34 protein-coding genes are annotated in these 23,914 nt (G+C 68.3%); all 34 read right to left on the bottom strand.

Annotated elements, in window-relative coordinates:
• Window positions 1-32: 32 nt before the first annotated feature.
• The 34 genes from infA to BOQ63_RS26570 all read right to left on the bottom strand — a co-directional run bounded on the left by infA (window position 33) and on the right by BOQ63_RS26570 (window position 23,824).
• Window positions 33-254 (bottom strand): translation initiation factor IF-1, encoded by a 222-nt coding sequence (infA, locus tag BOQ63_RS26735; RefSeq protein WP_003956442.1) that lies wholly within the window; start codon window positions 252-254, stop codon window positions 33-35.
• A 194-nt stretch (window positions 255-448) separates the two neighbouring features.
• Complete coding sequence (gene mscL / locus BOQ63_RS26730) at window positions 449-874, bottom strand: large conductance mechanosensitive channel protein MscL (protein WP_030280806.1); 426 nt, start codon at window positions 872-874, stop codon at window positions 449-451.
• A gap of 132 nt (window positions 875-1,006) precedes the next feature.
• Window positions 1,007-1,846 (bottom strand): type I methionyl aminopeptidase, encoded by an 840-nt coding sequence (gene map / locus BOQ63_RS26725; RefSeq protein WP_030280803.1) that lies wholly within the window; start codon window positions 1,844-1,846, stop codon window positions 1,007-1,009.
• Between the two features lie 116 nt (window positions 1,847-1,962).
• Window positions 1,963-2,616, bottom strand: a complete 654-nt coding sequence (locus BOQ63_RS26720) for an adenylate kinase (RefSeq protein ID WP_030280796.1) — start codon at window positions 2,614-2,616, stop codon at window positions 1,963-1,965.
• Window positions 2,616-3,926: a preprotein translocase subunit SecY gene (gene secY / locus BOQ63_RS26715; RefSeq protein WP_030280792.1), complete on the bottom strand. Its 1,311-nt coding sequence runs from the start codon at window positions 3,924-3,926 to the stop codon at window positions 2,616-2,618. The genes BOQ63_RS26720 and secY overlap by 1 nt, the downstream gene beginning before the upstream one ends.
• Window positions 3,927-4,265: 339 nt before the next feature.
• Window positions 4,266-4,718, bottom strand: coding sequence for a 50S ribosomal protein L15 (rplO, locus tag BOQ63_RS26710; protein WP_030280790.1), 453 nt, complete (start codon window positions 4,716-4,718; stop codon window positions 4,266-4,268).
• 2 nt (window positions 4,719-4,720) lie between these two features.
• Window positions 4,721-4,903 (bottom strand): 50S ribosomal protein L30, encoded by a 183-nt coding sequence (gene rpmD, locus BOQ63_RS26705; RefSeq protein WP_030055835.1) that lies wholly within the window; start codon window positions 4,901-4,903, stop codon window positions 4,721-4,723.
• The gene (gene rpsE, locus BOQ63_RS26700; RefSeq protein WP_030280788.1) at window positions 4,903-5,523 is read right to left on the bottom strand and encodes a 30S ribosomal protein S5; all 621 of its coding nucleotides are present in this window, start codon (window positions 5,521-5,523) and stop codon (window positions 4,903-4,905) included. The genes rpmD and rpsE overlap by 1 nt, the downstream gene beginning before the upstream one ends.
• Window positions 5,524-5,571: 48 nt before the next feature.
• Window positions 5,572-5,955 carry a 50S ribosomal protein L18 gene (rplR, locus tag BOQ63_RS26695; protein WP_030280785.1) on the bottom strand — a complete coding sequence of 128 codons (384 nt, stop codon included), beginning with the start codon at window positions 5,953-5,955 and terminating at the stop codon, window positions 5,572-5,574.
• Between the two features lie 3 nt (window positions 5,956-5,958).
• Window positions 5,959-6,498 (bottom strand): 50S ribosomal protein L6, encoded by a 540-nt coding sequence (gene rplF / locus BOQ63_RS26690; protein ID WP_030280782.1) that lies wholly within the window; start codon window positions 6,496-6,498, stop codon window positions 5,959-5,961.
• Window positions 6,499-6,520: 22 nt separating this feature from the next.
• Window positions 6,521-6,928, bottom strand: a complete 408-nt coding sequence (rpsH, locus tag BOQ63_RS26685) for a 30S ribosomal protein S8 (RefSeq protein WP_030280781.1) — start codon at window positions 6,926-6,928, stop codon at window positions 6,521-6,523.
• Between the two features lie 285 nt (window positions 6,929-7,213).
• The gene (locus BOQ63_RS26680; RefSeq protein ID WP_030055830.1) at window positions 7,214-7,399 is read right to left on the bottom strand and encodes a type Z 30S ribosomal protein S14; all 186 of its coding nucleotides are present in this window, start codon (window positions 7,397-7,399) and stop codon (window positions 7,214-7,216) included.
• Window positions 7,400-7,403: 4 nt separating this feature from the next.
• A complete protein-coding gene (rplE, locus tag BOQ63_RS26675; protein WP_030280779.1) occupies window positions 7,404-7,973 on the bottom strand; it encodes a 50S ribosomal protein L5 in 570 nt (189 codons plus the stop codon).
• Complete coding sequence (rplX, locus tag BOQ63_RS26670; protein ID WP_030263484.1) at window positions 7,973-8,284, bottom strand: 50S ribosomal protein L24; 312 nt, start codon at window positions 8,282-8,284, stop codon at window positions 7,973-7,975. Before rplX ends, rplE begins: the two co-directional genes overlap by 1 nt.
• 15 nt (window positions 8,285-8,299) lie before the next feature.
• Entirely contained in the window at window positions 8,300-8,671 is a 372-nt protein-coding gene (gene rplN, locus BOQ63_RS26665; protein ID WP_030232481.1) for a 50S ribosomal protein L14, read from the bottom strand.
• A gap of 99 nt (window positions 8,672-8,770) precedes the next feature.
• Window positions 8,771-9,043 carry a 30S ribosomal protein S17 gene (gene rpsQ, locus BOQ63_RS26660; RefSeq protein ID WP_030280777.1) on the bottom strand — a complete coding sequence of 91 codons (273 nt, stop codon included), beginning with the start codon at window positions 9,041-9,043 and terminating at the stop codon, window positions 8,771-8,773.
• Window positions 9,043-9,267 (bottom strand): 50S ribosomal protein L29, encoded by a 225-nt coding sequence (rpmC, locus tag BOQ63_RS26655; RefSeq protein WP_030232478.1) that lies wholly within the window; start codon window positions 9,265-9,267, stop codon window positions 9,043-9,045. Before rpmC ends, rpsQ begins: the two co-directional genes overlap by 1 nt.
• A complete protein-coding gene (gene rplP / locus BOQ63_RS26650; RefSeq protein ID WP_030232476.1) occupies window positions 9,267-9,686 on the bottom strand; it encodes a 50S ribosomal protein L16 in 420 nt (139 codons plus the stop codon). Before rplP ends, rpmC begins: the two co-directional genes overlap by 1 nt.
• A gap of 5 nt (window positions 9,687-9,691) precedes the next feature.
• Window positions 9,692-10,516: a 30S ribosomal protein S3 gene (gene rpsC / locus BOQ63_RS26645; RefSeq protein ID WP_030280775.1), complete on the bottom strand. Its 825-nt coding sequence runs from the start codon at window positions 10,514-10,516 to the stop codon at window positions 9,692-9,694.
• A complete protein-coding gene (gene rplV / locus BOQ63_RS26640) occupies window positions 10,516-10,863 on the bottom strand; it encodes a 50S ribosomal protein L22 (RefSeq protein WP_030280773.1) in 348 nt (115 codons plus the stop codon). Before rplV ends, rpsC begins: the two co-directional genes overlap by 1 nt.
• A 55-nt stretch (window positions 10,864-10,918) precedes the next feature.
• A complete protein-coding gene (rpsS, locus tag BOQ63_RS26635) occupies window positions 10,919-11,200 on the bottom strand; it encodes a 30S ribosomal protein S19 (RefSeq protein WP_030280772.1) in 282 nt (93 codons plus the stop codon).
• 11 nt (window positions 11,201-11,211) lie between these two features.
• The gene (rplB, locus tag BOQ63_RS26630) at window positions 11,212-12,048 is read right to left on the bottom strand and encodes a 50S ribosomal protein L2 (RefSeq protein ID WP_030280770.1); all 837 of its coding nucleotides are present in this window, start codon (window positions 12,046-12,048) and stop codon (window positions 11,212-11,214) included.
• Between the two features lie 46 nt (window positions 12,049-12,094).
• Window positions 12,095-12,412, bottom strand: coding sequence for a 50S ribosomal protein L23 (rplW, locus tag BOQ63_RS26625; protein WP_030280768.1), 318 nt, complete (start codon window positions 12,410-12,412; stop codon window positions 12,095-12,097).
• On the bottom strand, window positions 12,412-13,089 hold the full coding sequence (rplD, locus tag BOQ63_RS26620) for a 50S ribosomal protein L4 (RefSeq protein WP_072655085.1): 678 nt from the start codon (window positions 13,087-13,089) through the stop codon (window positions 12,412-12,414). Before rplD ends, rplW begins: the two co-directional genes overlap by 1 nt.
• 5 nt (window positions 13,090-13,094) lie before the next feature.
• Entirely contained in the window at window positions 13,095-13,742 is a 648-nt protein-coding gene (gene rplC / locus BOQ63_RS26615) for a 50S ribosomal protein L3 (RefSeq protein ID WP_030280762.1), read from the bottom strand.
• Between the two features lie 14 nt (window positions 13,743-13,756).
• Window positions 13,757-14,065 carry a 30S ribosomal protein S10 gene (gene rpsJ / locus BOQ63_RS26610; RefSeq protein WP_012785157.1) on the bottom strand — a complete coding sequence of 103 codons (309 nt, stop codon included), beginning with the start codon at window positions 14,063-14,065 and terminating at the stop codon, window positions 13,757-13,759.
• Window positions 14,066-14,484: 419 nt separating this feature from the next.
• Window positions 14,485-16,305, bottom strand: coding sequence for a hypothetical protein (locus tag BOQ63_RS26605; protein ID WP_072655084.1), 1,821 nt, complete (start codon window positions 16,303-16,305; stop codon window positions 14,485-14,487).
• 97 nt (window positions 16,306-16,402) lie between these two features.
• Window positions 16,403-17,296 carry a glycosyltransferase family 2 protein gene (locus tag BOQ63_RS26600; RefSeq protein ID WP_046385840.1) on the bottom strand — a complete coding sequence of 298 codons (894 nt, stop codon included), beginning with the start codon at window positions 17,294-17,296 and terminating at the stop codon, window positions 16,403-16,405.
• A 295-nt stretch (window positions 17,297-17,591) separates the two neighbouring features.
• A complete protein-coding gene (locus BOQ63_RS26595) occupies window positions 17,592-17,969 on the bottom strand; it encodes a DUF2304 domain-containing protein (RefSeq protein ID WP_030280755.1) in 378 nt (125 codons plus the stop codon).
• A complete protein-coding gene (locus BOQ63_RS26590) occupies window positions 17,966-18,655 on the bottom strand; it encodes a glycosyltransferase family 2 protein (protein ID WP_030280753.1) in 690 nt (229 codons plus the stop codon). Before BOQ63_RS26590 ends, BOQ63_RS26595 begins: the two co-directional genes overlap by 4 nt.
• An 86-nt stretch (window positions 18,656-18,741) precedes the next feature.
• A complete protein-coding gene (locus BOQ63_RS26585; RefSeq protein ID WP_030280751.1) occupies window positions 18,742-20,064 on the bottom strand; it encodes a hypothetical protein in 1,323 nt (440 codons plus the stop codon).
• Window positions 20,065-20,198: 134 nt separating this feature from the next.
• Window positions 20,199-22,256 (bottom strand): hypothetical protein, encoded by a 2,058-nt coding sequence (locus BOQ63_RS26580; RefSeq protein WP_072655083.1) that lies wholly within the window; start codon window positions 22,254-22,256, stop codon window positions 20,199-20,201.
• 165 nt (window positions 22,257-22,421) lie between these two features.
• Window positions 22,422-22,868: a GtrA family protein gene (locus BOQ63_RS26575; protein WP_050366731.1), complete on the bottom strand. Its 447-nt coding sequence runs from the start codon at window positions 22,866-22,868 to the stop codon at window positions 22,422-22,424.
• Window positions 22,865-23,824: a glycosyltransferase family 2 protein gene (locus BOQ63_RS26570; protein WP_037828681.1), complete on the bottom strand. Its 960-nt coding sequence runs from the start codon at window positions 23,822-23,824 to the stop codon at window positions 22,865-22,867. Before BOQ63_RS26570 ends, BOQ63_RS26575 begins: the two co-directional genes overlap by 4 nt.
• Window positions 23,825-23,914 lie beyond the last annotated feature (90 nt).

The following is a 23,914-nucleotide window of genomic DNA, read 5'->3' as shown; positions in this document are numbered from 1 at the left end:
TTTCAGGTTCTCCGGGTCTAGATCTGACGTTCTTACTTGTAGCGGTAGACGATCCGGCCGCGCGTGAGGTCGTAGGGGCTGAGCTCCACGACCACCCGGTCGTCCGGCAGGATGCGGATGTAGTGCATGCGCATCTTGCCACTGATGTGCGCGAGGACCTTGTGACCGTTCTGCAGCTCGACCTTGAACATCGCGTTCGGAAGAGACTCGATCACGGTGCCCTCGATCTCAATGGCGCCTTGCTTCTTAGCCATGAACTGCGAGATCCACCTTCCGGGACCGGCTACCGTATGCGGAACGCTCGTGCGAACCTGGGTTCACCCCAGCCCCGAGGGGAAGAGGGCGTGCTGAAGCACGCTACGAGTGAGCCGACGGTCCATCCTACGCCAGCGCGTCCCACGGGCCAAAACGGCGGCCCCGGAAGGAGTCCGTCGTCACACCCGGACGCTCAGAACCCGGTGGTGACGGTCAGCGGCTCGACGTGGGCGGTGCAGGCCGAGCAGCGGCGGGCGGCCTGCGGGATCTCGGTCAGGCACTCGGGGCAGGGGCGCTTCGGGGTCTTCGGCTTCTTCGGCAGGTAGCGCTCGGTGGCCTTGGTGACGGGCAGCACGACGCAGAAGTACAGCACCGCGGCCGTCATGACGAACGCGATCACCACGTTCAGGAACTGGCCGTACGGGAAGGTCACCCCGGCGACGGTCGCCTTGTACGAGCTGAAGTCGCCGGCCGCGCCGACCACCACGCCGACCAGCGGGGTGAGGAACGCGGACACGAAGCCGGTGACCACCCCGGTGAACGCGGCGCCGATGACCACACCCACGGCCATGTCGACGACGTTGCCGCGCATCATGAAGTCGCGGAATCCCTTGAGCACGTTGCTCTCTCCTGCTCGCTCGTAAGCCATTGACTGCCCCGTCAGCCGTCAAAAATAGGACAAAAGCCCTGGAGGTCCAAACCTCCAGGGCTCTGATCCCTTGTCATGAGCGGCAGTTGGCCGCCTCGGCGACTAGGCCAGCGGGTCCGGAGCTGCGGTGATGCCCAGCTTGGCGAGTTCGGCCCGGCCGCCGTCGAAGGCGGTCAGCACCAGCGGGCCCTGCTCGGTGACGGCCACCGAGTGCTCCCAGTGCGAGGCCCAGGTGCCGTCGTTGGTGACGACCGTCCAGTCGTCGTCCAGCACGGTGGTGTGCGGGGTGCCCAGGGAGACCATCGGCTCGATCGCCAGCACGGTGCCCGGGACGAGCTTCGGGCCCTTGCCGCGGCCGCGCTCGACGTAGTTCAGCACGTGCGGCTCCATGTGCATCGCGGTGCCGATGCCGTGGCCGCCGTAGCCCTCGGTGATGCCCCACTTGCCCTTGGGCGGCAGCGGCTGGCGGCGGATGTAGCCCTCGATCGCCTTGGAGACGTCCACCAGGCGGTTGCTCTTCTTCATCTGGGCGATGCCGGCCCACATCGAGCCCTCGGTCACCCGGCTCAGCATCTCGACCTCCGGGCTGACCTCGCCGACCGCCACGGTGATCGCCGAGTCGCCGTGCCAGCCGTCCAGGATGGCGCCGCAGTCGATCGAGATGAGGTCGCCCTCCTGCAGCACCCGGTCACCCGGGATGCCGTGCACGACCTCGTTGTTCACCGAGGCGCAGATCACCCCGGGGAACCACAGGCCGCCGTGGTGGGCGCGGAAGTTCGAGGTGGCGCCGTGGTCGGTGATCACCTTGTCCGCGATGTCGTTGAGCTCCTGGGTGGTCACCCCGGGAGCGACCGCCGCGCGGCAGGCCTTCAGCGCCTCGGCGACGACCAGCCCGGCCGCTCGCATCTTCGCGATCTGCTCGGGGGTCTTGATCTCCACCATCAGGGTCACGCCTTCCAAGTCCGGATTGCCACTGCTTACCACCGTACGACGCCGAAACGGCCGGGCCGCCCGCTCCACGGGCGCCCCGGCCGTACGTCGTACCTCGCTGAGGGACCTCAGCCGTTCTGCTTCAGCGCCTCGATCGCGCGCTGGGTGACCTCGTCCACCTTGCCGAGGGCCGAGATGGTCGCCACCAGGCCCTGCTGGACGTAGTAGTCGATGATCGGCTCGGTCTCCGTGTGGTAGACCTCCAGGCGGGTGCGCACCTTCTCCTCGGTGTCGTCCGAGCGCTGGTACAGCTCGCCGCCGCACTCGTCGCAGACGCCCTCGACCTTCGGCGGGTTGTAGTCCACGTGGAAGACGTGGCCCCCGTCGTTGCGGCACAGGCGGCGGCCGGCGATCCGCCGGACGACCTCGTCCTCGGGGACCTCCAGGTCCAGCACGCCGTCCAGCTCGATGCCCTGCTCGGCGAGGAACTCGTCGAGCGCCTTGGCCTGGCCCAGGTTGCGGGGGAAGCCGTCGAGCAGGAAGCCGTTGGCGGCGTCGGCCTGGAGCATGCGGTCCTTGGCCATCCCGATGGTGACCTCATCCGGCACCAGGCGACCCGCGTCCATGTAGCTCTTGGCCTCGAGCCCCAGCGGGGTGCCCTGGCCGATGTTGGCGCGGAACAGGTCTCCGGTGGAGATGTGGGGGATGGACAGGGTCTTGGCGAGCAGGTGCGCCTGAGTACCCTTCCCGGCCCCGGGAGGACCAACGAGGACGATACGCATCAGCGGAGGAACCCTTCGTAATTGCGCTGCTGGAGCTGGCTCTCGATCTGCTTCACAGTTTCGAGTCCGACGCCGACGACGATGAGCACGCTGGTGCCGCCGAACGGGAAGTTGGTCTGCTGTCCGAAGGCGACCAGGGCGATCATCGGGATCAACGCGATCAGGCCCAGGTAGAGCGAACCCGGCCACGTGATTCGGGTCAGCACGTAGTTCAGGTACTCGGCCGTCGGCCGGCCGGCCCGGATGCCCGGGATGAAGCCACCATACTTCTTCATGTTGTCGGCAACTTCTTCGGGGTTGAAGGAGATGGCCACGTAGAAGAAGGCGAAGAAGACGATCAGCAGGAAGTACGTCGCCATGTAGATCGGGTGGTCACCCTTGACGAAGTTCTGCTTGATCCACACCGCCCAGCCGGCCTGGCTGTTGGTCAGCTGGACCACCAGGGCGGGGATGTACAGCAGCGACGAGGCGAAGATGACCGGGATGACACCGGCCTGGTTCACCTTGAGCGGGATGTAGGTGGAGGTGCCGCCGAACGCCCGGCGGCCGATCATCCGCTTCGCGTACTGGACCGGGATCCGGCGCTGGGCCTGCTCGACGAAGATGACCAGCATCACGACGATGATGCCGACCGCGACCACGGACAGGAACTCGACCCAGCCGCCGCCGATGGTGCCGGACTGCTTGATGGCCCACATCGAGGACGGGAACTGCGCGGCGATCGAGGTGAAGATCAGCAGCGACATGCCGTTGCCGATGCCGCGGTCGGTGATCAGCTCGCCCAGCCACATGATGACCGTGGTGCCGGCCGTCATCGTGACGACCATGACCGCGATCCGGAACACCGAGGTGTCCGGCACGATCTGGTTGGCCAGCGGGCAGCCCGAGAACAGCGCACCGCTGGAGGCCGTCGCCACGATGCCGGTGCCCTGGAGCACGGCGAGCGCGATGGTCAGGTAGCGGGTGTACTGGGTGATCTTCGCCGTACCGGCCTGGCCCTCCTTCTTCAGCGCCTCGAGTCGCGGGATCACGACGGTGAGGAGCTGGAGGATGATGCTCGCCGTGATGTACGGCATGATGCCGAGGGCGAAGATCGTCAGCTGGAGTAGCGCGCCACCGCTGAACAGGTTGACGAGCCCGAAGAGGCCGTTGTTCTTGGTCTCCTTCACGCACTCGTTCACGGCCGTGAAGCTCACGCCCGGAATCGGAATGTGCGAGCCCAGCCGGAACAGCACCATGATGCCCAGCGTGAACAGCAGCTTCTTGCGCAGGTCGGGCGTCTGGAACGCCCGCGCGAACGCACTGAGCACGGTGCCTCCTGCGCCTCCCGCGCGTCGTCGGCGGGAGGGTCGGTCCTGGAATGGGGAGTTTGCGGTTCGGGCTCCCGTACAGACGGCACAGGCGAGCCTACGCGCAGCCTACAAGGGAACTCCACGGACTCTAACAGTGCGCGGCCACTCGAAAGAAGCGCGTACGGCCCGTCCCCCACTCACGGGGGTACGGGATGCCCGGTTTTGCCACACAAAAGAACGAGGGGCGGGCCGCCCCGATTTCGGCCCCGGAGTGAAAGGGCCGGTAAAGGCACGAGCCCCGCACCTCCCGGAGGAGGTGCGGGGCTCGAAGCCGGTTGTCGGCGATGTTCAGCGGGCTCAGACGAGCTCGGTGACCGTACCGCCGGCGGCCTTGATCTTCTCGGCGGCCGAGCCGGAGACGGCGTCGACCGTCACCTGCAGCGCAACCGAGACCTCGCCGGTGCCGAGCACCTTGACGAGGGAGTTCTTGCGAACCGCGCCCTTGGCGACCAGGTCCTCGACCGTGACCTCGCCACCCTGCGGGTAGAGCTCGGCCAGCTTGTCGAGGTTGACGACCTGGAACGTGATCTTGAACGGGTTCTTGAAGCCCTTCAGCTTCGGCAGGCGCATGTGGAGCGGCATCTGGCCACCCTCGAAGCGCTGCGGAACCTGGTAGCGGGCCTTGGTGCCCTTGGTACCACGACCGGCGGTCTTACCCTTGGAGCCCTCACCACGACCCACGCGGATCTTGTCGGTCTTGGCACCCGGGGCGGGACGCAGGTTGTGGATCTTGATCGGGTTGTCGCCCATGATCAGTCCACCTCCTCAACCGTCACCAGGTGACGGACCGTGTGGGCCATCCCGCGGATCTCGGGACGGTCCTCCTTCACCACGACGTCGTGCATGCGCTTCAGGCCGAGCGAACGCAGGGTGTCACGGTGGTTCTGCTTGCTGCCGATGTACGACTTGGTCTGCGTGATCTTCAGGCGAGCCATCAGGCGCTCACCCCAGCAGCACGCGCCCGCAGCAGAGCGGCGGGGGCCACGTCCTCCAGCGGCAGGCCACGACGGGCGGCGATCTCCTCGGGGCGGACGAGGCCCTTCAGAGCAGCCACGGTGGCGTGCACGATGTTGATCGCGTTGTCCGAGCCGAGCGACTTCGACAGGATGTCGTGGATGCCGGCGCACTCCAGGACGGCGCGCACCGGACCACCGGCGATAACACCGGTACCGGGGGCGGCGGGCTTCAGCAGCACGACGCCGGCGGCCTTCTCACCCTGGATCGGGTGGGGGATGGTGCCCTGGATACGGGGGACGCGGAAGAAGTTCTTCTTGGCCTCCTCAACACCCTTGGCGATGGCGGCCGGAACCTCCTTCGCCTTGCCGTAACCGACACCCACGGTGCCCTCGCCATCGCCCACCACGACGAGCGCGGTGAAGCTGAAGCGACGGCCACCCTTGACAACCTTGGCGACACGGTTGATCGCGACGACGCGCTCGACGTAAGCGGTCTTCTCGACAGCCTGGGCGTTGCCCTGACCGTCACGCTTACGGTCGCGCCGCTCGCCACCCGTGCCGCGACCGGCGCCGCCTTCGCGGCGCTGGGGTCCAGCCATTGGAATTACCTCTCTCGTTTACGTCCGTCGACAGAGTCGACGAGCGGCTTAGAAGTCGAGCCCGGCCTCGCGAGCCGCGTCCGCCAGGGCGGCGATGCGGCCGGCGTACCGGTTGCCCGCGCGGTCGAAGACGACCGACTCGATGCCGGCGGCCTTGGCGCGCTCGGCGACCAGGCTCCCGACCTTCTTGGCCAGCTCGGTCTTGTCGCCCTCGGCGCCCTTGATGGACACGTCGAGGGTGGACGCCGACGCCAGGGTGTGCCCCTTGGCGTCGTCGATGACCTGGGCGACCATGTGACGGTTCGAGCGCGTCACAACGAGGCGCGGACGCACCTCGGTGCCGACGACGCGCTTGCGAACGCGGATCGCGCGGCGCTTGCGAGCGGCGCTCTTGTAGGCGTTGCCCTTGCCGATCTTGACAGAGACACTCATCGCTTACTTACCACTCTTTCCGACCTTGCGGCGGATGACCTCGCCCGCGTACTTGACACCCTTGGCCTTGTACGGGTCGGGCTTGCGCAGCTTGCGGATGTTGGCGGCGATCTCGCCGACCTTCTGCTTGTCGATGCCGTCCACGTGGAACTTGGTGGGCGACTCGACGACGAAGGAGATGCCCTCCGGCGCGGTGATCAGGATCGGGTGGCTGTAGCCCAGCGCGAACTCCATGTCGGAGCCCTTCGCCGTGACTCGGTAGCCGACACCGCTGATCTCCAGCGACTTGCGGTAGCCCGCGGTCACGCCGGTGATCATGTTCGCCACCAGCGTGCGGGTCAGGCCGTGCAGGGCCTTCGAGCGACGCTCGTCGTTCGGGCGGGTGACGAGCACGGTGCCGTCCTCGCCCTTGCCGATCTCGATCGGCTCAGCGACAACGTGGGTGAGGGAACCCTTGGGGCCCTTCACCGCGACCGTCTGGCCATCGATGGTGACGTCCACGCCAGCGGGGACCTGGATGGGCAGCCGTCCAATGCGCGACATTGCTGTACCTCCGTTTCCCGAATTACCAGACGTAGGCGAGAACTTCTCCGCCTACGCCCTTCTTGGCGGCCTGCTTGTCGGTCAGGAGGCCGGACGACGTGGAGATGATCGCCACGCCCAGGCCGCCGAGCACCTTCGGCAGGTTGGTGGACTTTGCGTAAACGCGCAGACCCGGCTTGCTGATGCGCTTGATGCCGGCAATGGAGCGCTCACGGTTGGGGCCGAACTTGAGCTCGATGGTCAGCTTCTTGCCGACCTCGCCCTCAGCGGGCTCCTCAACCTTGTAGGAGGAGATGTAACCCTCCTGCTGCAGGATCTGGGCGACGTGCGCCTTGATCTTGCTCGCCGGCATCGCCACGGAGTCGTGGTACGCCGAGTTCGCGTTACGCAGACGCGTGAGCATGTCTGCGATGGGGTCGGTCATGGTCATGATGGCCTCAGGCCTCTCTCGCCGTGGTTTCTCCGCGCCAGGTCCCCCTTCCGCACTCTTCCGAGTTCGTCAGGGGCACAAGCGCAGGGGACCTACGACGTAGTAAGACTGGGTGCGAGCCCTCCCAGAAGAGGGCCACGGACGTCCATGGGGAAGCCGTGGCAGGGGGCCCGACCCCACTACCTTACGGGAATCCGTACGGCAGCCCAAACCTCAGCATTGTGACTTCGGCGGGCGGTGTGGGATCGGGCACCTCTGCTTCGCTGTGTGCCTAGAGCTCTGGGACTACCAGGAGCTCTTGGTCACGCCCGGCAGCTCGCCGCGGTGCGCCATCTCACGGAGGCAGACACGGCACAGGCCGAACTTGCGGTACACCGAGTGCGGACGGCCGCAGCGCTGGCACCGGGTGTAGGCCCGGACGCCGAACTTCGGCTTGCGCTCGGACTTCGCGATGAGGGACTTCTTCGCCATTGGCTCACGCCTCCTTGAACGGGAAGCCCAGAGCGCGCAGGAGCGCCCGGCCCTCGTCGTCGGTCTGAGCGGTGGTCACGACGGTGATGTCCATACCGCGCTGACGGTCGACCTTGTCCTGGTCGATCTCGTGGAACATAACCTGCTCGGTCAGACCGAAGGTGTAGTTGCCACGGCCGTCGAACTGCTTCGGGGAGAGACCACGGAAGTCACGGATTCGCGGCAGGGCCAGCGAAACCAGACGGTCCAGGAACTCCCACATGCGGTCACCGCGAAGGGTGACGTGGGTGCCGATCGGCTGGCCCTCGCGCAGCTTGAACTGCGCGATGGACTTGCGAGCCTTGGTCACGGCCGGCTTCTGACCGGTGATCGCGGTCAGGTCGCGGATCGCGCCCTCGATCAGCTTGCTGTCACGGGCGGCCTCGCCGACACCCATGTTGACCACGACCTTGACCAGGCCGGGGATCAGCATGACGTTCTCGTACGAGAACTGCTCCTGCAGCTGGCCCTTGATCTCGGAGTTGTAACGCTCCTTGAGGCGGGGGGCCACCTTCTCAACAGTCGTCTCAGACATCAGATGTCCTCACCGGTCCGCTTGGCAACGCGGATCTTGTTGCCCTGGTCGTCGAAGCGGTAACCGACGCGGGTGACGACCTTCTTGCCGTCCTTCTCCACGACCAGCTGGACGTTGGAGACGTGCACCGGGGCCTCGACGGTCACGATGCCACCCTGGGTACCCGGACCCGGCTTGGTGTGCTTCTTGACCCGGTTGACACCCTCGACCAGGACCTTGTTCTCAGCCGGCATGGCCTGGATGACCTTGCCCTGCTTGCCCTTGTCCTTGCCGGTGATGACCTGGACCAGGTCACCCTTCTTGATCTTCATGCTGTTCGCCATGGGTTAGAGCACCTCCGGCGCCAGCGAGATGATCTTCATGAACTTCTTGTCGCGCAGCTCGCGGCCGACCGGGCCGAAGATGCGGGTGCCACGGGGGTCACCCTCGGTGTTCTTCAGCACGACAGCGGCGTTCTCGTCGAAGCGGATGTACGAGCCATCCGGACGGCGGCGCTCCTTGACGGTGCGGACGACGACGCACTTGACGACGTCACCCTTCTTCACCGAACCACCGGGGATCGCGTCCTTGACGGTCGCGACGATGACGTCCCCGATTCCGGCGTAGCGGCGACCGGAGCCACCGAGAACACGGATGCAAAGGATCTCCTTGGCACCAGTGTTGTCGGCAACACGCAGTCGCGACTCCTGCTGGATCACAGCTTTCTCCTGATCGTCAACGAGAGTCGACGGGCCGGCCGCTGCTCACACCGGCGTCCAGGGACCCGGTGCACATACGGCCGTACCTCATCGGCTTCGTTACTTGGCCTTCTCGAGGATCTCGACGACGCGCCAGCGCTTCGTCGCGGACAGCGGGCGGGTCTCCGCGAGGAGGACCCGGTCGCCCACGCCGCACGCGTTCTGCTCGTCGTGCGCCTTCAGCTTGTTCGTACGGCGGATGACCTTGCCGTACAGAGCGTGCTTGACGCGGTCCTCGACGGCGACGACGACGGTCTTGTCCATCTTGTCGCTGACGACGAGACCCTCACGGGTCTTGCGGAAACCGCGCGTCTCGTTGGTGTTCTCAGTCATCAGGCGTTCTCCACCGTCTCGATGCCCAGCTCGCGCTCGCGCATCAGGGTGTAGATCCGCGCGATGTCCTTGCGGACGAGCTTGAGCCGTCCGTGGTTGTCGAGCTGCCCGGTCGCCGCCTGGAAGCGGAGGTTGAACAGCTCCTCCTTGGCCTCGCGCAGCTTGGCAACGAGACCCTCGTTGTCCAGCGAGCGAAGCTCAGCAGCCTTGGTAGCGGCCGACATCAGCTCTCACCGTCCTCGCGCCGGACGATCCGGCACTTCATCGGCAGCTTGTGCGCGGCGCGGGTGAGCGCCTCGCGAGCAACCTTCTCGTTCGGGTACGACAGCTCGAACATGACCCGACCCGGGTGCACGTTCGCGATCCACCACTCCGGCGAACCCTTACCGGAACCCATGCGGGTCTCGGCCGGCTTCTTGGTGAGCGGACGGTCCGGGTAGATGTTGATCCAGACCTTGCCGCCACGACGGATGTGACGGGTGATCGCGATACGAGCGGACTCGATCTGACGGTTCGTCACGTAGGCCGGGGTCACGGCCTGGATGCCGAACTGGCCGAACGCCAGCTCGGTGCCACCCTTGGCAGCGCCACGGCGCTTCGGGTGGTGCTGCTTGCGGTGCTTGACCCGACGGGGGATCAGCATTTGGGTCAGGCCTCCGTTCCGGTGTTCTCAGCAGCCGGAGCCTCGACGGCCGCGGCCGCGGGGGCCTCGGCAGCGGCGGGACGACGGCCACGGCCACCGCGCTCGCCACCACGGCGCTCGCCACCGCGGGCGGGACGACCACCCTCGGGACGGGCCGGGCGGTTGCCCGAGCGGGCAGCGGCGTTCTCAGCGCGGACCTCGGCGATGTTCTTGACGTCGCCCTTGTAGATCCAGACCTTCACGCCGATGCGGCCGAAGGTGGTCTTGGCCTCGAAGAAGCCGTAGTCGACGTTCGCGCGCAGGGTGTGCAGCGGCACACGGCCCTCGCGGTAGAACTCCGAACGGCTCATCTCGGCGCCGCCGAGACGACCGGAGCACTGGACCTTGATGCCCTTGGCGCCGGACTTCATGGTGCCCTGCATCGACTTGCGCATGGCACGACGGAAGGAGACGCGGGAGGACAGCTGCTCCGCGACGCCCTGAGCCACGAGCTGGGCGTCCAGCTCGGGGTTCTTGACCTCGAGGATGTTCAGCTGGACCTGCTTGCCGGTCAGCTTCTCGAGGTCGCCGCGGATGCGGTCGGCCTCGGTGCCACGGCGACCGATGACGATGCCGGGGCGAGCGGTGTGGATGTCGACGCGGACGCGGTCGCGGGTGCGCTCGATCTCGACCTTGGAGATGCCGGCGCGCTCCATGCCCTTCGTCATCATGCGACGAATGGCAACGTCTTCCTTGACGTAGTCCTTGTACAGCTTGTCGGCGTACCAGCGGGACTTGAAGTCCGTGCTGATGCCGAGGCGGAACCCGTGCGGGTTAACCTTCTGGCCCATTACCGGGTCCCTTCCTTGCTGCTGACGACCACGGTGATGTGGCTGGTCCGCTTGCGGATCCGGTAGGCACGGCCCTGGGCACGCGGGCGGAACCGCTTCAGGGTCGGGCCCTCGTCAACGTACGCCTCGGAGATGTAGAGGTCGTCCACGTTGGAGTGGTTGTAGTTGTGCGCGGCGTTGGCAATGGCGCTGTCGAGCACCTTGCCGACCGGCACGGTGGCGGCCTGCGGAGCGAAACGCAGGACGGCCTGGGCCTCCGTGGCATTCATGCCACGGATGAGGTCCACCACGCGGCGGGCCTTCATGGGCGTCACGCGGATGTACCGCGCCTGTGCCCTGGCTTCCATGGTTGTCCCCTTAATGGAGTAAGTCATTGAGTCTTTTTGGCGCGCAAGCTCAGGCTTAGCGACGCTTCGACTTCCGGTCTTCCTTGACGTGGCCGCGGAAGGTGCGGGTCGGAGCGAACTCGCCGAGCTTGTGGCCGACCATCGACTCGGTGACGAACACCGGGACGTGCTTACGGCCATCGTGAACCGCGATCGTGTGGCCGAGCATGCTCGGGGAGATCACGGAACGACGGGACCAGGTCTTGATGACGTTCTGGGTACCCGCCTCGTTCTGAGCGTCCACCTTCTTGATGAGGTGGCCGTCGATGAAGGGGCCCTTCTTGAGACTGCGCGGCATCTGACCTGCTCCTAGCGCTTCTTGTTGGTCTTGCGGCGGCGCACGATGAGCTTGTCCGACGCCTTGTTCGGGCGACGGGTACGGCCCTCGGGCTTACCCCACGGCGAGACCGGGTGGCGACCACCGGAGGTCTTACCCTCACCACCACCGTGCGGGTGGTCGATCGGGTTCATGGCGACACCACGCACGGTCGGGCGGACGCCCTTCCAGCGCATGCGGCCGGCCTTGCCCCAGTTGATGTTCGACTGCTCGGCGTTGCCGACCTCGCCGACGGTCGCGCGGCAGCGCGCGTCCACCAGGCGGATCTCACCGGAGGGCATGCGCAGGTGCGCCATGCGACCCTCACGGGCGAGCAGCTGGATGCCGGAACCGGCGGAACGGGCCAGCTTGGCACCGCCACCGGGACGCAGCTCCACGGCGTGGATGGTGGTACCGACCGGGATGTTGCGCAGCGGCAGGTTGTTGCCCGGCTTGATGTCGGCGCCAGCGCCGTTCTCGATCCGGTCACCCTGCGCGATGCCGCGCGGCGCGATGATGTAGCGCTTCTCGCCGTCCGCGTAGTGCAGGAGCGCGATGCGCGCGGTGCGGTTCGGGTCGTACTCGATGTGCGCGACCTTGGCCGGCACGCCGTCCTTGTCGTGACGACGGAAGTCGATCACGCGGTAGGCGCGCTTGTGACCGCCACCCTGGTGGCGAGCGGTGACACGACCGGCGTTGTTGCGGCCGCCCTTGCTGTGCAGGGGGCGAACCAGCGACTTCTCCGGGGTGGACCGCGTGATTTCTACGAAGTCGGCCACGCTGGAGCCGCGACGGCCCGGCGTAGTCGGCTTGTACTTGCGGATGCCCATTTGGCTCTCTCGTCCTCGTCCTAATCGACGATCACGATCTCCTTGTTCAGGAGACCGGACCACCGAAGATGTCGATGCGGTTGCCCTCGGCCAGCGTCACGATGGCGCGCTTGGTGTCCTTGCGCTTGCCAAAGCCCGTCTTGGAGCGCTTGCGCTTGCCCTGACGGTTGATCGTGTTGACAGCCTCGACCTTGACCGAGAAGACCGCCTCGACGGCCTGCTTGATCTGGGTCTTGTTGGCGCCCGGCGACACGATGAACGTGTACTTGTTCTCGTCGAGGAGCGAGTAGCTCTTCTCCGAGATGACCGGCTTCACCAGGACGTCACGGGGGTCCGTGAACGTCTTGCTCGTAACGTCGCTCATCAGGCGGCGCTCCCTTCGAGCTCGCCCTCAGCGGCAACGGCCTTGGCGGACGCGGCCGGACCGGCCACGAAACGCTCGAAGGCGGCCTGGGTGAAGACCACATCGTCGGAGACGAGCACGTCGTAGGTGTTCAGCTGACCGGCGTCCAGGATGTGCACGTTCGGCAGGTTGCGAGCGGACTTCAGGCCCAGCTCGTCCGAGCGCTCGACGACCAGGAGGACGTTCTTGCGGTCGGTGATCTTGCCGAACAGGCCCTTGGCGGCCTTGGTCGACGGCCCCTCGGTCGCGGTCACGCCGGTGACGACGTGAATGCGGTTGTGGCGGGCCCGGTCGGTGAGCGCACCGCGCAGGGCGGCGGCGATCATCTTCTTCGGGGTCCGCTGCGAGTAGTCGCGCGGCACGGGACCGTGCACGACGCCACCGCCGGCGAACTGCGGCGCACGGGTCGAGCCCTGACGGGCGCGGCCGGTGCCCTTCTGGCGGTACGGCTTCTTGCCGCCACCGCGGACCTCGCCACGAGTCTTGGTCTTGTGGGTGCCCTGACGGGCCGCAGCGAGCTGCGCCACGACGACCTGGTGCATCAGCGGAACGCTGACCTTCGCGTCGAAGATCTCGGCCGGCAGCTCGAGGCTGCCGGTCTTGTCGCCAGCCGGCGACAGGATGTCAATGGTGCTCATATCCTTCACAGCCCCTTCGCCGCGGTGCGGACGAGGACGAGGCCGCCGTTCGGGCCCGGGACGGCGCCCTTGATGAGCAGCAGGCCCTTCTCCGCGTCGACCGCGTGCACGGTCAGGTTCTGGGTGGTCACACGCTCGTGGCCCATCCGACCAGCCATGCGCAGGCCCTTGAACACACGGCCCGGGGTGGCGCAGCCACCGATGGAACCGGGCGAGCGGTGCTTGCGCTGGGTGCCGTGACCGGCGCCGAGACCCTTGAAGTTGTGACGCTTCATGACACCGGCGAAGCCCTTGCCCTTGGAGGTGCCGGTCACGTCGACCTTGACACCCGCCTCGAACAGCTCGGCGGTGATCTCCTGGCCCAGGGTGTACTCGGACGCGTCCGAGGTACGGATCTCGACCAGGTGGCGGCGCGGGGTGACACCGGCCTTGGCGAAGTGGCCCGCGAGGGGCTTGTTCACCTTGCGGGGGTCGATCTCGCCGAAGCCGAGCTGGACGGCGCTGTAGCCGGCCGCGCTGTCGGCGGTGTGGACCTGGGTCACGACATTCGGCCCAGCCTTGACGACGGTCACCGGGACGACCCGGTTGTTCTCGTCCCAGACCTGGGTCATGCCGAGCTTCTCGCCCAGGATGCCCTTAATCTGCTTAGCCATCTTCGGTGCGCCTCTCAGAGCTTGATCTCGATGTCGACGCCAGCCGGCAGGTCGAGACGCATGAGCGAGTCAACCGTCTTCGGCGTGGGGTCGAGGATGTCGATCAGACGCTTGTGAGTACGCATCTCGAAGTGCTCGCGCGAGTCCTTGTACTTGTGCGGCGAGCGGATGACGCAGTACACGTTCTTCTCAGTGGGCAGCGGCACCGGGCCCGCGACCTGCGCACCAGTACGGATCACCGTCTCGACGATCTTCTTCGCCGAGGAGTCGATGACCTCGTGGTCGTAGGCCTTGAGCCGGATGCGGATCTTCTGTCCCGCCATGGCTACTCAGTAGTCCTTTGTCCTTAGTCACTTCACGACTCCCCTCCGACCCCCGCGCTCGGGCGTGTCGCACTCGCGCTTGCAAAAAACCGGCGAAGTACTTCGTCGGTTTCGAACTTTCGGGGTGGGGGGTGGCCGGGCCGAGGCCCCGCACACGCTTCCCGGAAGATTCCCGTACTTTCGCCCCGCAGCTGCCGCGGCGTAGAACTCACGCTTGACGGCCATCACGGGAACGACGAGTACATGGGACTCGCTTCCAGTCCTCCCGGCGGGAGGCGCGCAGCATCGGCACTCAACCGAGCAACTTGGACATACTGCCACATGGAGCAGCCCGGATGCCAATCGGGGCCGGTGAGGCGTACCTCACCGGCCCCGAGGGGGTGACCGTCAGAGCGGGCGGCTGCCGCCGCCCGGCCGCGTCACCAGGGTCGCTTGGTGCCGCAGACCAGCGCCCACGCGTCGCCGGGCACGTTGCTGCACCACAACTGGCCCTTGTCGGGACCGTTGTTGTACTCCTTGAGCCCCTTGTTCACCGGCGCGCAGTCGTGCGGGCCGGCCGGGTCGAACTTGGGGCACTTGCCGTCGCGGTTCACCAGGATGTGCGCCCGCCAGGCGTCGATGCCCATGTCCACGTTCTGGCTGCCGCTGCTCGGCAGGAGCTTCGGGTCGGTGGTCGGCATGTAGCGGTCCACCGACCAGGAGGCCGCCATGGTGGCGAAGAGCGCCACCGCGCAGACCGCGCCGGCGACCAGGCGGCCGGTGACCTCCGGGCGCAGGGTCAGCGGGGCCGGCCCGGCGTCGGTGCCGACGCGCTGGACGGTGCGCAGCCAGGCCGTACCCCGCTGGACGACGAACATCAGGCCGAGCACCGCGAGGATCATCAGCGCGTAGAGGATGATCCAGGTGGTGCGCGGGTACAGCTGGACGGCCTTGGCCTGGGCCAGGTGGGAGGCGAACCAGTACCGCAGCAGCCAGGCGCTGACCAGGGTGACCGCGGTGGTCCGGACCACGATGCTGCGCAGCCCGAGGCCGAGCGCCAGCGCGACACCGGCCAGCAGCAGCAGGGTGTAGGCGCTCTGCCCGGCCAGCTCGCCGCGCCACGGGAAGTCGTGGTAGGTCAGGTCGCCGGCCCGGTCCGAGGCCCAGCCCATGACGTACGCCGGGTCGATGTACACCGAGAGGTAGGCGTACCGGTCCTTGGCCTCGGCCCCCAGCCGCACCAGCTGGTACAGCAGCGGCGCGCCGACCACGGCGGCACTGACCAGGGTCGCCGCCAGGAACAGCAGCACCGGCTTCAACCGGGCGGCGCCCTTGCGCCACGGCACCAGGAACAGCGTCAGGACCAGCACCCCCGGCGCGGCCCAGACGAACCAGCCCGAGTACCAGAGGAACATCAGGCCGAACGAGACGCCGAAGCCGACACCGCGCCAGACGGTGGAGCGGGTGGTCAGCTGGTGCGCCCGGCGCAGCTCGCGCAGCGCCGCGGCCAGCATCGGCACCATGACCAGCATGGTGACGTGGCTGTACGGCCGGATCGGGTCCAGGAACAGGATCGCGGCCGGGACGGCCACCAGCAGCGCCCAGAACGGGCGCAGCAGCAGCCGCCAGGACAGGTAGGCCATCGGGCCGACCAGCGCGCTGAAGATCAGCTGGAGGTCCTTCATGGCGTAGCCGCCGCCACCGATGCCGCCGTAGAACAGCTTCGACCAGATCGCCAGCACCCCCGGGAAACCGGGCGGGTAGACGCCGGGCAGGCCCTGGCCGCGCAGCATGTCGTTGGCCATGCCGATGAGGTTGCCCGGGTCGCCCTCCTGACCGCCGAGGCCCCACTGGGTGCCGTGCAGCGCCACGGCGATGCCGCCGGCCACCGCGCCGGTGGCCAGGCCCGCGACGGCCGCACAGACCAGCCGCTGGACCAGCTGGTAGCGGGCCAGGGTGCCCCGGTAGGCGGCGTAGAGCAGCACGGCGAGGACTGGCAGGCCCACCACCGCGGCGTACTTCTGCAGCATCGCCAGACCGCTGACCTGGCCGACCCGGTTGAGCGGGTTCACGTCGATGCGGCTGCAGAGCAGCGTGAAGGCGAACGCCGCCGCGATCGAGACCAGTGCCTCGGCCGAACGGACCGCCCAGGGGCGTGCCAGCAGGCCGTCCATCCGCCCGGGGCGGGTCGCGCTCGCGCCCTCCGGTTGCCGGTGCTCCGCCTCGGAGCCGCCGACCGGGCTGGTGGCCAGATCAGTCATGTCAGTCACTTCCGTGCATGGCCACGTCCGGTGAGTGGCATGGTGGGTCGGCGATCGGGATCAGCCGACATGATAATTCCGCCCATTCGGCGCCCGGTCAGCTGCTGCGGACGGCGCGGCCGACCATGGCGCCGGCGTGGGCGAAGTCCCCCGCACCGAGGCGCCCGGCGGCCACCATCAGGGCGTGCAGCCGGGAGGAGAGGTGCAGGTCGGCCGAGCGGGCCGCCGCGTTCCAGCCCTTGGCGCGCAGCTCCTTGGCGATCAGCCCGTAGTAGCGCAGCTCCTCGTCGAAGCGCTTGCCGTCCTTCACCCGGGTCGAGGAGTCGCTGGCCTGGTGGCGCCGGTAGCGGAACACCTCGCGCTCGTCGACCAGCAGGTTGCCGCCCTCCATCAGCATGTCGACCATGAACGCCAGGTCGTGCACGGCGTCGATGTCCGGGCGGTACGGGATCTTCGACAGCGCGGACTGCCGGTAGAGGAGCGACGGGGTGTACAGCCAGTTGCCGGACAGCAGGCTCTTCACCGCGTCCTCGCCGCTGATCAGGCCGGCCTTGCGGGCCGGGGCGGCGATCCGGCGCTTGACCTTGTCGCCGATGCCGAGCGACGGCACCAGGACCCCGTCGCTGTCCATCACCTTCACGCCCGGCTGGACCGCGATCGCGTTCGGGTCGGCCTTCATCCGCTCCAGGACGACGTCCAGGTAGTTCGGCTCCAGCAGGTCGTCGGCACCCATCATCGAGACGAACTCGCGCTCGGCCAGGGTGGACGCCTTGTAGGTGTTGCCGTTGGGGCCGAGCCGCTCCTCGTTGCGGACGTAGCGGATCCGCTCGTCGTTCAGGCCCTCGATGTACTCCAGCGCCCGGTTGCCCGGGTACTGGTCGTCCACCACGGTCAGCCGCCAGTCCTGCTGGTGCTGGGCCCGGATGCTGTCGATGGTGGCGAACAGGTACTCCGGGTCGCCGTAGTACGGGATGACGAAATCGACGCTCATGGCAGCGCCGCACCTCCTGGTCCTGGATCATGCTTCGGTGCCGCCCGGCCGCGGCCGCCGGGCGAGCCAAGTCAACCAGCTTCCGGCCGGTGGTCGCCGGGCGGTACCGCTGCGAACCAGTGCACGGGCCGCCGTGGTCGGCGGGCCGATACCCCGGAAGACGGTCGTGGTGGACCGCCCGGTTCAGGACGGTCTCCGGAAAGACGGATTTCCCTGTACGGCCGGAAGGGGGCCGCACCCAGCGGGTGCGACCCCCTCCTCGTGCTCGTCACCGTGCCGCGCGGGAGGCGGCCGGTCAGTGGTCGGAGCCGACCGGGGTGTCCAGGCGGTCGCTGTTGTGGCGGACGCCCTCGGTGATGGCCACGGTGCGGGCCAGGTCGGTGAGCTTCTTCTCCAGCGAGCGGAAGCGCAGGTAGGTGTTGAGGGTGAGGAAGCCCATGGCGATCACCATCAGGTAGAGCACCAGGTCGGTACCGCGGCCGACGCCGAGCGCGGTGGCCAGCTTGGTCACGCCGGACGGCCACAGGATGGCGACGACGTTGGCGATCACGAACAGCGCGAAGGCGATGCGCTTCCACGCCCGGGTGTTCGCGGCGTCCCAGCGCCGGACGAACAGGAGGGCCATGGCCACCGCGGCCACGACCAGGATCAGCTGGATCCAGAGGTGATTCATCGGCGGTTACGCTCCCGCAGCGAGATGTCGAAGAGGATGTTCACGCCGTTGATCAGGGACTGGCCCTTGGCGCGCGAGTAGTCGGTGTACAGGATGTCCACCGGGACCTCGGCGACCCGGAGGTCCGAGCCGGCGAGGAAGGAAACGATCTCCGAAGCGTGCGCCATGCCGTTCATGGTGATCTTGATCCGGCTGGCGGCCTCGCGGTTCATCACGCGCAGACCGTTGTGCGCGTCGGTGAGCTTGAGCTTGCGGGCCGTCGGGCTGACCGCGGCGGCGGTGCGCAGCACCACGCGCTTGATCCACGGCACCTGGCCGGTCTGCTCGATGAAGCGGGAGCCGAGCACGATGTCGGCCTCGCCCTCGCGCAGCAGCGCCACCATCTTCTCGACGTCCGCGGTCTGGTGCTGGCCGTCCGCGTCGAAGGTCGCGAAGTACTCTGCGCCCTCCTGCTCCAGGGCGTACTTCAGACCGGTCTGGAGCGCGGCGCCCTGCCCCAGGTTGACCGGGTGCCGCACCAGGTGGGCGCCGGTCGTCATGACGTGCTGGGCCGTGTCGTCGGTGCAGCCGTCGTCCACCACCACGATGTTCGGGAAGGTCTTGCGCGCCCCCTCCACGACCTCGGCGATCACCTGGCCTTCGTTGTAGGCAGGGATCACCAGCCAGACGTTGTCATACTCGGACACAGGTGCTCCATGCTTCGCGAACGGCACGGCGGCCCGTGCCTCGGGTCTGTCTATGGGTGATGGTCATGGCGTCGGGCCCCCGCACCTCAGGACGTCCGCAGCGGCTCTGCTGCGGACCGGTCGGACGGGACGGCGGCGGGACGGGACGGGAACGCGCGGTAGAGCGACCACAGCATCAGGACCGCGCTGACCAGCGAGCCGGCCAGGTAGGCGAGCTCCGCGCGGAGGCCGACGTCACCCGGAGCGAGCGCGACAGCCACCAATGCTACGGAACCGGCGGTCCAGCCCACCAGCTGGCGGCGGTGCTGGGCGCTCGACATCAACGCCTGGCCGAAGACCGTCGCCAGGACGTAGCAGAGCGTCCCGAACACCAGCCAGACGAAGTCCAGTGGTCCGAGCACGTCCTTCGCGTTGAACAGCAGCGGGTTGAGTCGGGAGCCGAGCACGATCACCGGCAGGCCGCCGCCGATGCACATCGCGGCGACGATCGCGGTGGTGCGGGTCAGCACCTTGCGGAACTCGGCGTGGTTGCCGGCCGCGGCGGCGCCGGAGAGCGCGGAGACCATCGAGGCCTGCAGGGCGCTGTAGGCGAACAGCGGCGCCCGGGCCATCACCACGGCCTGGCCGATCGCGAAGACCAGCGCGTCGGAGGCCTCGGAGTGCTTCGGCGAGAGCAGGCGCACGCAGACCACGGTCGCGTTGACCACCAGCTGGCTGAGCATGACCGAGGCAATCAGCAGGCCGAGGCCTCCGGTCAGCTGCTTCCAGGAGACCTCGGGCCCCGGGGTGCGGTCGGCCAGGGTGTCGCGCAGGCCGATCAGCGAGGCCAGCAGCGGGGAGACGAACAGGATCAGGCCGAAGGCCATCGCCGAGTGCAGGCCGACCGCCGCCGCCACACCGGCCAGCCCTATCCGCAGGCCGCCGTCGACCGCCAGCTGGGTGCCGTACGGGCCGAACAGCCCCAGGCCCGCCAGCGCGCCGCGGGCGACCGAGCTCACCGCGAGGCCGGCCAGGCCGCCGGCCAGCGCGACCACCAGGCTGCGGTCACCGCTGAACAACTGGTCGGCGATCGGGCGGGCGGCGACGGCCAGCACTCCGCAGACCGCGACCAGGATCGCCATGGCGAGCAGCAGCATCCGCCGCACCGCGGGCAGCGCACCGTGCCCCGCGACCTTGCGGGCGGCCACCAGTCGGGTCAGCTCCAGCTCGACCGGCTGGAAGAGCCCCCACCCCACGGACATCACGATGGTCCAGAGCATCGTCACCCTGGCCGCGCCGACGGTGCTCAGGCTGTAGCCCACGAGCGCCATGTAGACGTACGCCGAGGCTCCGAGCACGACCGTGCCACCGACCACGAGCCGCGCCCCCGGGGGAAGCACCCCAAGCAGCTTGGCGATCGGGTTCTTCATCACATGACCACCGATTCACCGGCCGGCCATGCCACACGTCCACGCACGAGGCCGACCGGGCCGTGCGATTGCTGTGAATAGTAGCGGGTCGGCGTAAACGCTCAGTGCACGCGCGTGCCCCGCCGGTCGTCCTGTCAGACCCCGGGGAAGGTGCGGCCCCAGGGCTGCGTCCAGAGCATCTCCGGGTCGCTCAGCACGGTGGCCTTCACCTCCTGCTTCGCCAGGTCGCGCTTGATCCGGTCACCCACCGCACGGTCCGCGGTCAGGATGGTCACCGGCGGGTGCGGGGCCGGGAGCATGTCGATCGCGCCCTTGAGCCGGCCGAAGGAGCGCTGGTAGTCCTCCTCCTTGACCTGGGGACCGCCGATGTCCACCCAGTGCATCTCGTACAGCGCCTTCATGTCACCGCCGCGCCGGTTCAGCAGCGAGGCGAGCCAGGTGGCCTTGAGGTTCTTGTAGTCGTCGTTGGAGACGAGGGCGATCACCGGGCCACCCGTGCCGCGCAGCGGGGCCAGCGCCTCGACGCCCTTGGGGCCCATGTCACTCTCGAACTCGCCGCGGCCCCAGGCCACCAGCGGGTTGCCGGACCAGGCGGACGGGTTGTCCTTGGTGGCCAGGAAGCCCCACTGCACGTTGGCGAACATGCTGAGCGCGGCGGCGACGGCCAGCCCGGAGAGGGCGAGCTCGCCCAGGCGCCGCGGCAGTGCCCGGCTGGTGCCCCGGTACGGCGTCTGCAGCATGACGCCGACGGCGCCGACCGAGATCAGCGCGACCACGACGCCCACGGCCGTCATCTTGTGGAAGTAGTAGGAGTACCGGCCGATGCTGTGCAGCTGGTAGGCGGCGAAGGCGCTGAGCACCGCGCCGGTGCCCAGCAGCACCGCCAGGTGGGCCTGGCCGGTGGCCGTGCGGCGACTGCGCGGCATGGCCGCCGCCAACAGACCGAGCAGGCCGCCGCCGATGAGTACCGAGCGGTCCGCCCCGACGCTCGGGCCGTTCATGTTCGAGGCGCTCGCGACGTCCAGGTTGCCCATGACCGACAGGACGCTCGGCAGCGCGGCCACGCCCAGCGCGCACAGCAGCGCGCCGAGCGTCCACCACCAGTACCCGGCGAACTTGCGCCGGTGCGCCACCAGCGCGCCCAGCAGGGCCACGCCGACGAACGCGCCGTAGATGTTGTACGTGAAGGTCACGGTGATCAGCCCGGCCGAGGCGGCCAGCACGAACTCGGTGCGGCCCATCGCCGGCCGGACCAGCACCGCCAGGGAGAGCGCGATCAGCAGCAGGCCGATGAAGGTCGAGTCGAAGCCGTGGACCAGGAGGTCCATGTAGTTGCTGGCGAACATGATCGAGCCGACGGTCGCGCACACCGCCGCCGCCCGCCAGCCCCGCAGCCGCGGGCCGCCGATCCACCGTGCCGCCCAGACCAGCGCGGTGCAGAACAGCGCGTACGCCACGAGCAGGTACAGGAAGTACCGGTTCATGGTCTGGAGCATGTCGCCGGGGTTCGCGGCGGAGTGGACGAGCGTGTCCGTCCAGGCCAGCAGGAAGTGCGAGCCCTGCGGATAGGTCACCTCGGACGGCGGCATGAGGTAGGCCTTGGCCGCGTCCTGGTGGAAGAAGTTGAAACCGCCCACGCCCTCGATGGCGGAGAAGAAGGAGAAGTGCGAGAGCCGGTCCTCCGACGTCGCGAAGAACGCGACCCGCTCGGCCGCCGTCGCACCGGCGACCGGGTGGTAGAGGTAGTGCCAGAGCCCGCCGAAGGTGCCCACCACCAGCAGGTCGGACCAGCGGAAGCGCAGCGGCAGCCGCGGGGCGCGCCGGGCGGCCCAGGCGGCCACCGTCAGCACGCTGAACATGGTGCCGGTGGTGGCGACCGGGGACAGGCCCCAGGGCCAGAGCGAGAAGACCAGGCCGAGGGTCAGCACGCCGCCGAACAGGATCAGCGCGGCGACGAAGAGCCGGTCGAGCAGCACCCCGCCGACCCGGATCACGGAGGCCGTCGCGACCAGCAGCAGCGGCAGCAGCAGGATGCCCAGATGGAGCGTGACCAGACCGGTCGGCACCAGCCAGGACAGCGCGAGTCCGCCGGCCAGCACGAGCGGGTTGCGGCTCGCCCGCCCGCCGGCCGGCCCCGGTGGCACGGTCGGTCGCTGGATCCCGCTGTCGGGCGAGCTGTGTACGGTCGACACGGTGCCGTGCCCCTCCGGTTCAGTCCTGCCGCCCGTCTCCCCCTACCGGGTCCGGACTTCATCTACCGTCTGCGCGGGCAGGCTACGAGGGCCCAGCATACCGAGGGCGCGATCACCCGGAGCGGCCCAGGGGCGCGAACGGACCGTCCACCAACGGTCGGGGTTTCAGGACCCGGACGGTCCGGACTCCCGGCCGCGGAACACCCAGACCTTCAACAGCACGAACCTGGCCACCGTGGCCAGCCCGTTGGCGAGGATCAGCCCGCCGACCTCCACCGGCCTGGAGGCGTGCGGCACCACCCGGTCCAGCAGGGCGAGCACCCCGGAGCTGAGGCCGAGCCCGATCAGGAAGGCCACCGCGCCCTGCAGCTGGTGGCGGACCATGCCCTGGGAGCCGACCACCCCGAAGGTGAAGCGGCGGTTGGCCGCCGTGTTGGCCACCGCGCTGACGGCCAGGGCGATCAGGTTGGCCGTCTGCGGGTCGGTGAACCACCGCGCGACGACGAACAGCCCCAGGTAGAAGACGGTGCTCAGGACGCCGATGACCAGGAAGGACGGCAGCTGGCGGCGCGGCCCCGGGGTGGGAGCGGCGGGTTCGCCGGTCAGTGTCACCGGCCCCGGCCCCGCTCGTCGTCCTCGGCCGAGTCGTAACCGACGAAGTAGGTCGGACGGGCCTGCACCGCGGAGTAGATCCGGCCGACGTACTCCCCCAGCAGCCCGACGCAGATCAGCTGCACGCCGCCGAGGAACAGCATCCCGATGAACAGCGAGGACCAGCCGGGCACCGTCGACCCGAGCGCGTACGCGACGGTGGCGTGGATCGCCAGCCCTATGCAGACCACGAAGCTGACCAGGCCGAGGTAGGTGGCCAGCCGCAGCGGGGCGGCGGAGAAGTTGGTGATGCTGTCCAGCGCGAGCCGCACCATCTTGGACAGCGGGTAGTGGGTGCCGCCGGCCACCCGCTCCTCGCGGACATAGACCACCTCGCCGCTGGGGAAGCCGAGCCACGGCACCAGCAGCCGGTAGACCGGCTGGTGCTCGGGCAGCTGCTTGAGGGCGTCCACCGCGTTGCGGCTGAGCAGCCGGAAGTCGCCGGCCTGGTTGGGCATCCGCTTGCCGACCAGCTTGCGCATCAGCCAGTAGTAGGCGCCGGCCGTCCGGCGCTTGAACGCGGTGTCGGTGCCGCGGTCCCCGCGTACCCCGTAGACCACGTCGAGGCCCTGCTCGCGGGCCAGTTCGAGCATCTCGGGGATCTTCTCCGGCGGGTCCTGGAGGTCGGCGTCGATGCTGACCACGTAGTCGCCGAGCGCCCGGTGGATGCCCGCGGTGAGCGCGGCCTGGTGGCCGGAGTTGCGGGCGAAGCGGACGATGCGGAACTCCGGCCAGTCCTGCCGGATCTTCTGCATCAGCACGGGTGTGGCGTCCCGGCTGCCGTCGTCCACTCCGACGACCTCGTAGTCGATGCCCAGGCCGTCCAGGATCGGACGCAGCCGCTCGACGGTCAGCGGGAGCGCCTCCTGCTCGTTGTAGATCGGCATCACGACCGACAACAGCGGTGCCGTAGACATGCGTTGGGTCCCACTTTCCGCGACGGCGGGGGCTGGATGGTCAGCCGACCATAACAGTCGGCCATGAGCTGCCCGTGAGAGCGAGTGCGC

The organism is Streptomyces viridifaciens, assembly GCF_001888885.2.
In the GTDB taxonomy this organism is placed as follows: Bacteria; Actinomycetota; Actinomycetes; order Streptomycetales; family Streptomycetaceae; genus Kitasatospora; species Kitasatospora aureofaciens.
The sequence above is the reverse complement of the archived record's forward strand: the minus strand, read 5'-3'. Positions and strand labels throughout refer to the sequence as shown.

What these genes read in the sequence shown, in the direction of transcription:
- rpsJ (WP_012785157.1), bottom strand. Translation starts at nt 14,065, where the DNA reads ATGGCGGGACAGAAGATCCGCATCCGGCTCAAGGCCTACGACCACGAG.
- BOQ63_RS26720 (WP_030280796.1), bottom strand. Translation starts at nt 2,616, where the DNA reads ATGCGTATCGTCCTCGTTGGTCCTCCCGGGGCCGGGAAGGGTACTCAG.
- rplV (WP_030280773.1), bottom strand. Translation starts at nt 10,863, where the DNA reads ATGGAAGCCAGGGCACAGGCGCGGTACATCCGCGTGACGCCCATGAAG.
- rpmD (WP_030055835.1), bottom strand. Translation starts at nt 4,903, where the DNA reads ATGGCTCGCCTGAAGATCACGCAGACCAAGTCGTACATCGGCAGCAAG.
- rplP (WP_030232476.1), bottom strand. Translation starts at nt 9,686, where the DNA reads ATGCTGATCCCCCGTCGGGTCAAGCACCGCAAGCAGCACCACCCGAAG.
- BOQ63_RS26595 (WP_030280755.1), bottom strand. Translation starts at nt 17,969, where the DNA reads ATGAATCACCTCTGGATCCAGCTGATCCTGGTCGTGGCCGCGGTGGCC.
- rplR (WP_030280785.1), bottom strand. Translation starts at nt 5,955, where the DNA reads ATGAGTGTCTCTGTCAAGATCGGCAAGGGCAACGCCTACAAGAGCGCC.
- infA (WP_003956442.1), bottom strand. Translation starts at nt 254, where the DNA reads ATGGCTAAGAAGCAAGGCGCCATTGAGATCGAGGGCACCGTGATCGAG.
- BOQ63_RS26570 (WP_037828681.1), bottom strand. Translation starts at nt 23,824, where the DNA reads ATGTCTACGGCACCGCTGTTGTCGGTCGTGATGCCGATCTACAACGAG.
- rpsE (WP_030280788.1), bottom strand. Translation starts at nt 5,523, where the DNA reads ATGGCTGGACCCCAGCGCCGCGAAGGCGGCGCCGGTCGCGGCACGGGT.
- rplF (WP_030280782.1), bottom strand. Translation starts at nt 6,498, where the DNA reads ATGTCGCGCATTGGACGGCTGCCCATCCAGGTCCCCGCTGGCGTGGAC.
- rplC (WP_030280762.1), bottom strand. Translation starts at nt 13,742, where the DNA reads ATGGCTAAGCAGATTAAGGGCATCCTGGGCGAGAAGCTCGGCATGACC.
- rplW (WP_030280768.1), bottom strand. Translation starts at nt 12,412, where the DNA reads ATGAGCGACGTTACGAGCAAGACGTTCACGGACCCCCGTGACGTCCTG.
- rpmC (WP_030232478.1), bottom strand. Translation starts at nt 9,267, where the DNA reads ATGTCGGCCGCTACCAAGGCTGCTGAGCTTCGCTCGCTGGACAACGAG.
- rpsC (WP_030280775.1), bottom strand. Translation starts at nt 10,516, where the DNA reads ATGGGCCAGAAGGTTAACCCGCACGGGTTCCGCCTCGGCATCAGCACG.
- rpsH (WP_030280781.1), bottom strand. Translation starts at nt 6,928, where the DNA reads ATGACCATGACCGACCCCATCGCAGACATGCTCACGCGTCTGCGTAAC.
- BOQ63_RS26605 (WP_072655084.1), bottom strand. Translation starts at nt 16,305, where the DNA reads ATGACTGATCTGGCCACCAGCCCGGTCGGCGGCTCCGAGGCGGAGCAC.
- rpsS (WP_030280772.1), bottom strand. Translation starts at nt 11,200, where the DNA reads ATGCCGCGCAGTCTCAAGAAGGGCCCCTTCATCGACGGCCACCTCATC.
- BOQ63_RS26600 (WP_046385840.1), bottom strand. Translation starts at nt 17,296, where the DNA reads ATGAGCGTCGATTTCGTCATCCCGTACTACGGCGACCCGGAGTACCTG.
- BOQ63_RS26680 (WP_030055830.1), bottom strand. Translation starts at nt 7,399, where the DNA reads ATGGCGAAGAAGTCCCTCATCGCGAAGTCCGAGCGCAAGCCGAAGTTC.
- rplB (WP_030280770.1), bottom strand. Translation starts at nt 12,048, where the DNA reads ATGGGCATCCGCAAGTACAAGCCGACTACGCCGGGCCGTCGCGGCTCC.
- rplO (WP_030280790.1), bottom strand. Translation starts at nt 4,718, where the DNA reads ATGGGCGACAACCCGATCAAGATCCACAACCTGCGTCCCGCCCCGGGT.
- rplX (WP_030263484.1), bottom strand. Translation starts at nt 8,284, where the DNA reads ATGAAGATCAAGAAGGGTGACCTGGTCCAGGTCATCACCGGCAAGGAC.
- rpsQ (WP_030280777.1), bottom strand. Translation starts at nt 9,043, where the DNA reads ATGACTGAGAACACCAACGAGACGCGCGGTTTCCGCAAGACCCGTGAG.
- BOQ63_RS26585 (WP_030280751.1), bottom strand. Translation starts at nt 20,064, where the DNA reads ATGAAGAACCCGATCGCCAAGCTGCTTGGGGTGCTTCCCCCGGGGGCG.
- rplD (WP_072655085.1), bottom strand. Translation starts at nt 13,089, where the DNA reads ATGAGCACCATTGACATCCTGTCGCCGGCTGGCGACAAGACCGGCAGC.
- rplE (WP_030280779.1), bottom strand. Translation starts at nt 7,973, where the DNA reads ATGTCTGAGACGACTGTTGAGAAGGTGGCCCCCCGCCTCAAGGAGCGT.
- map (WP_030280803.1), bottom strand. Translation starts at nt 1,846, where the DNA reads ATGGTGGAGATCAAGACCCCCGAGCAGATCGCGAAGATGCGAGCGGCC.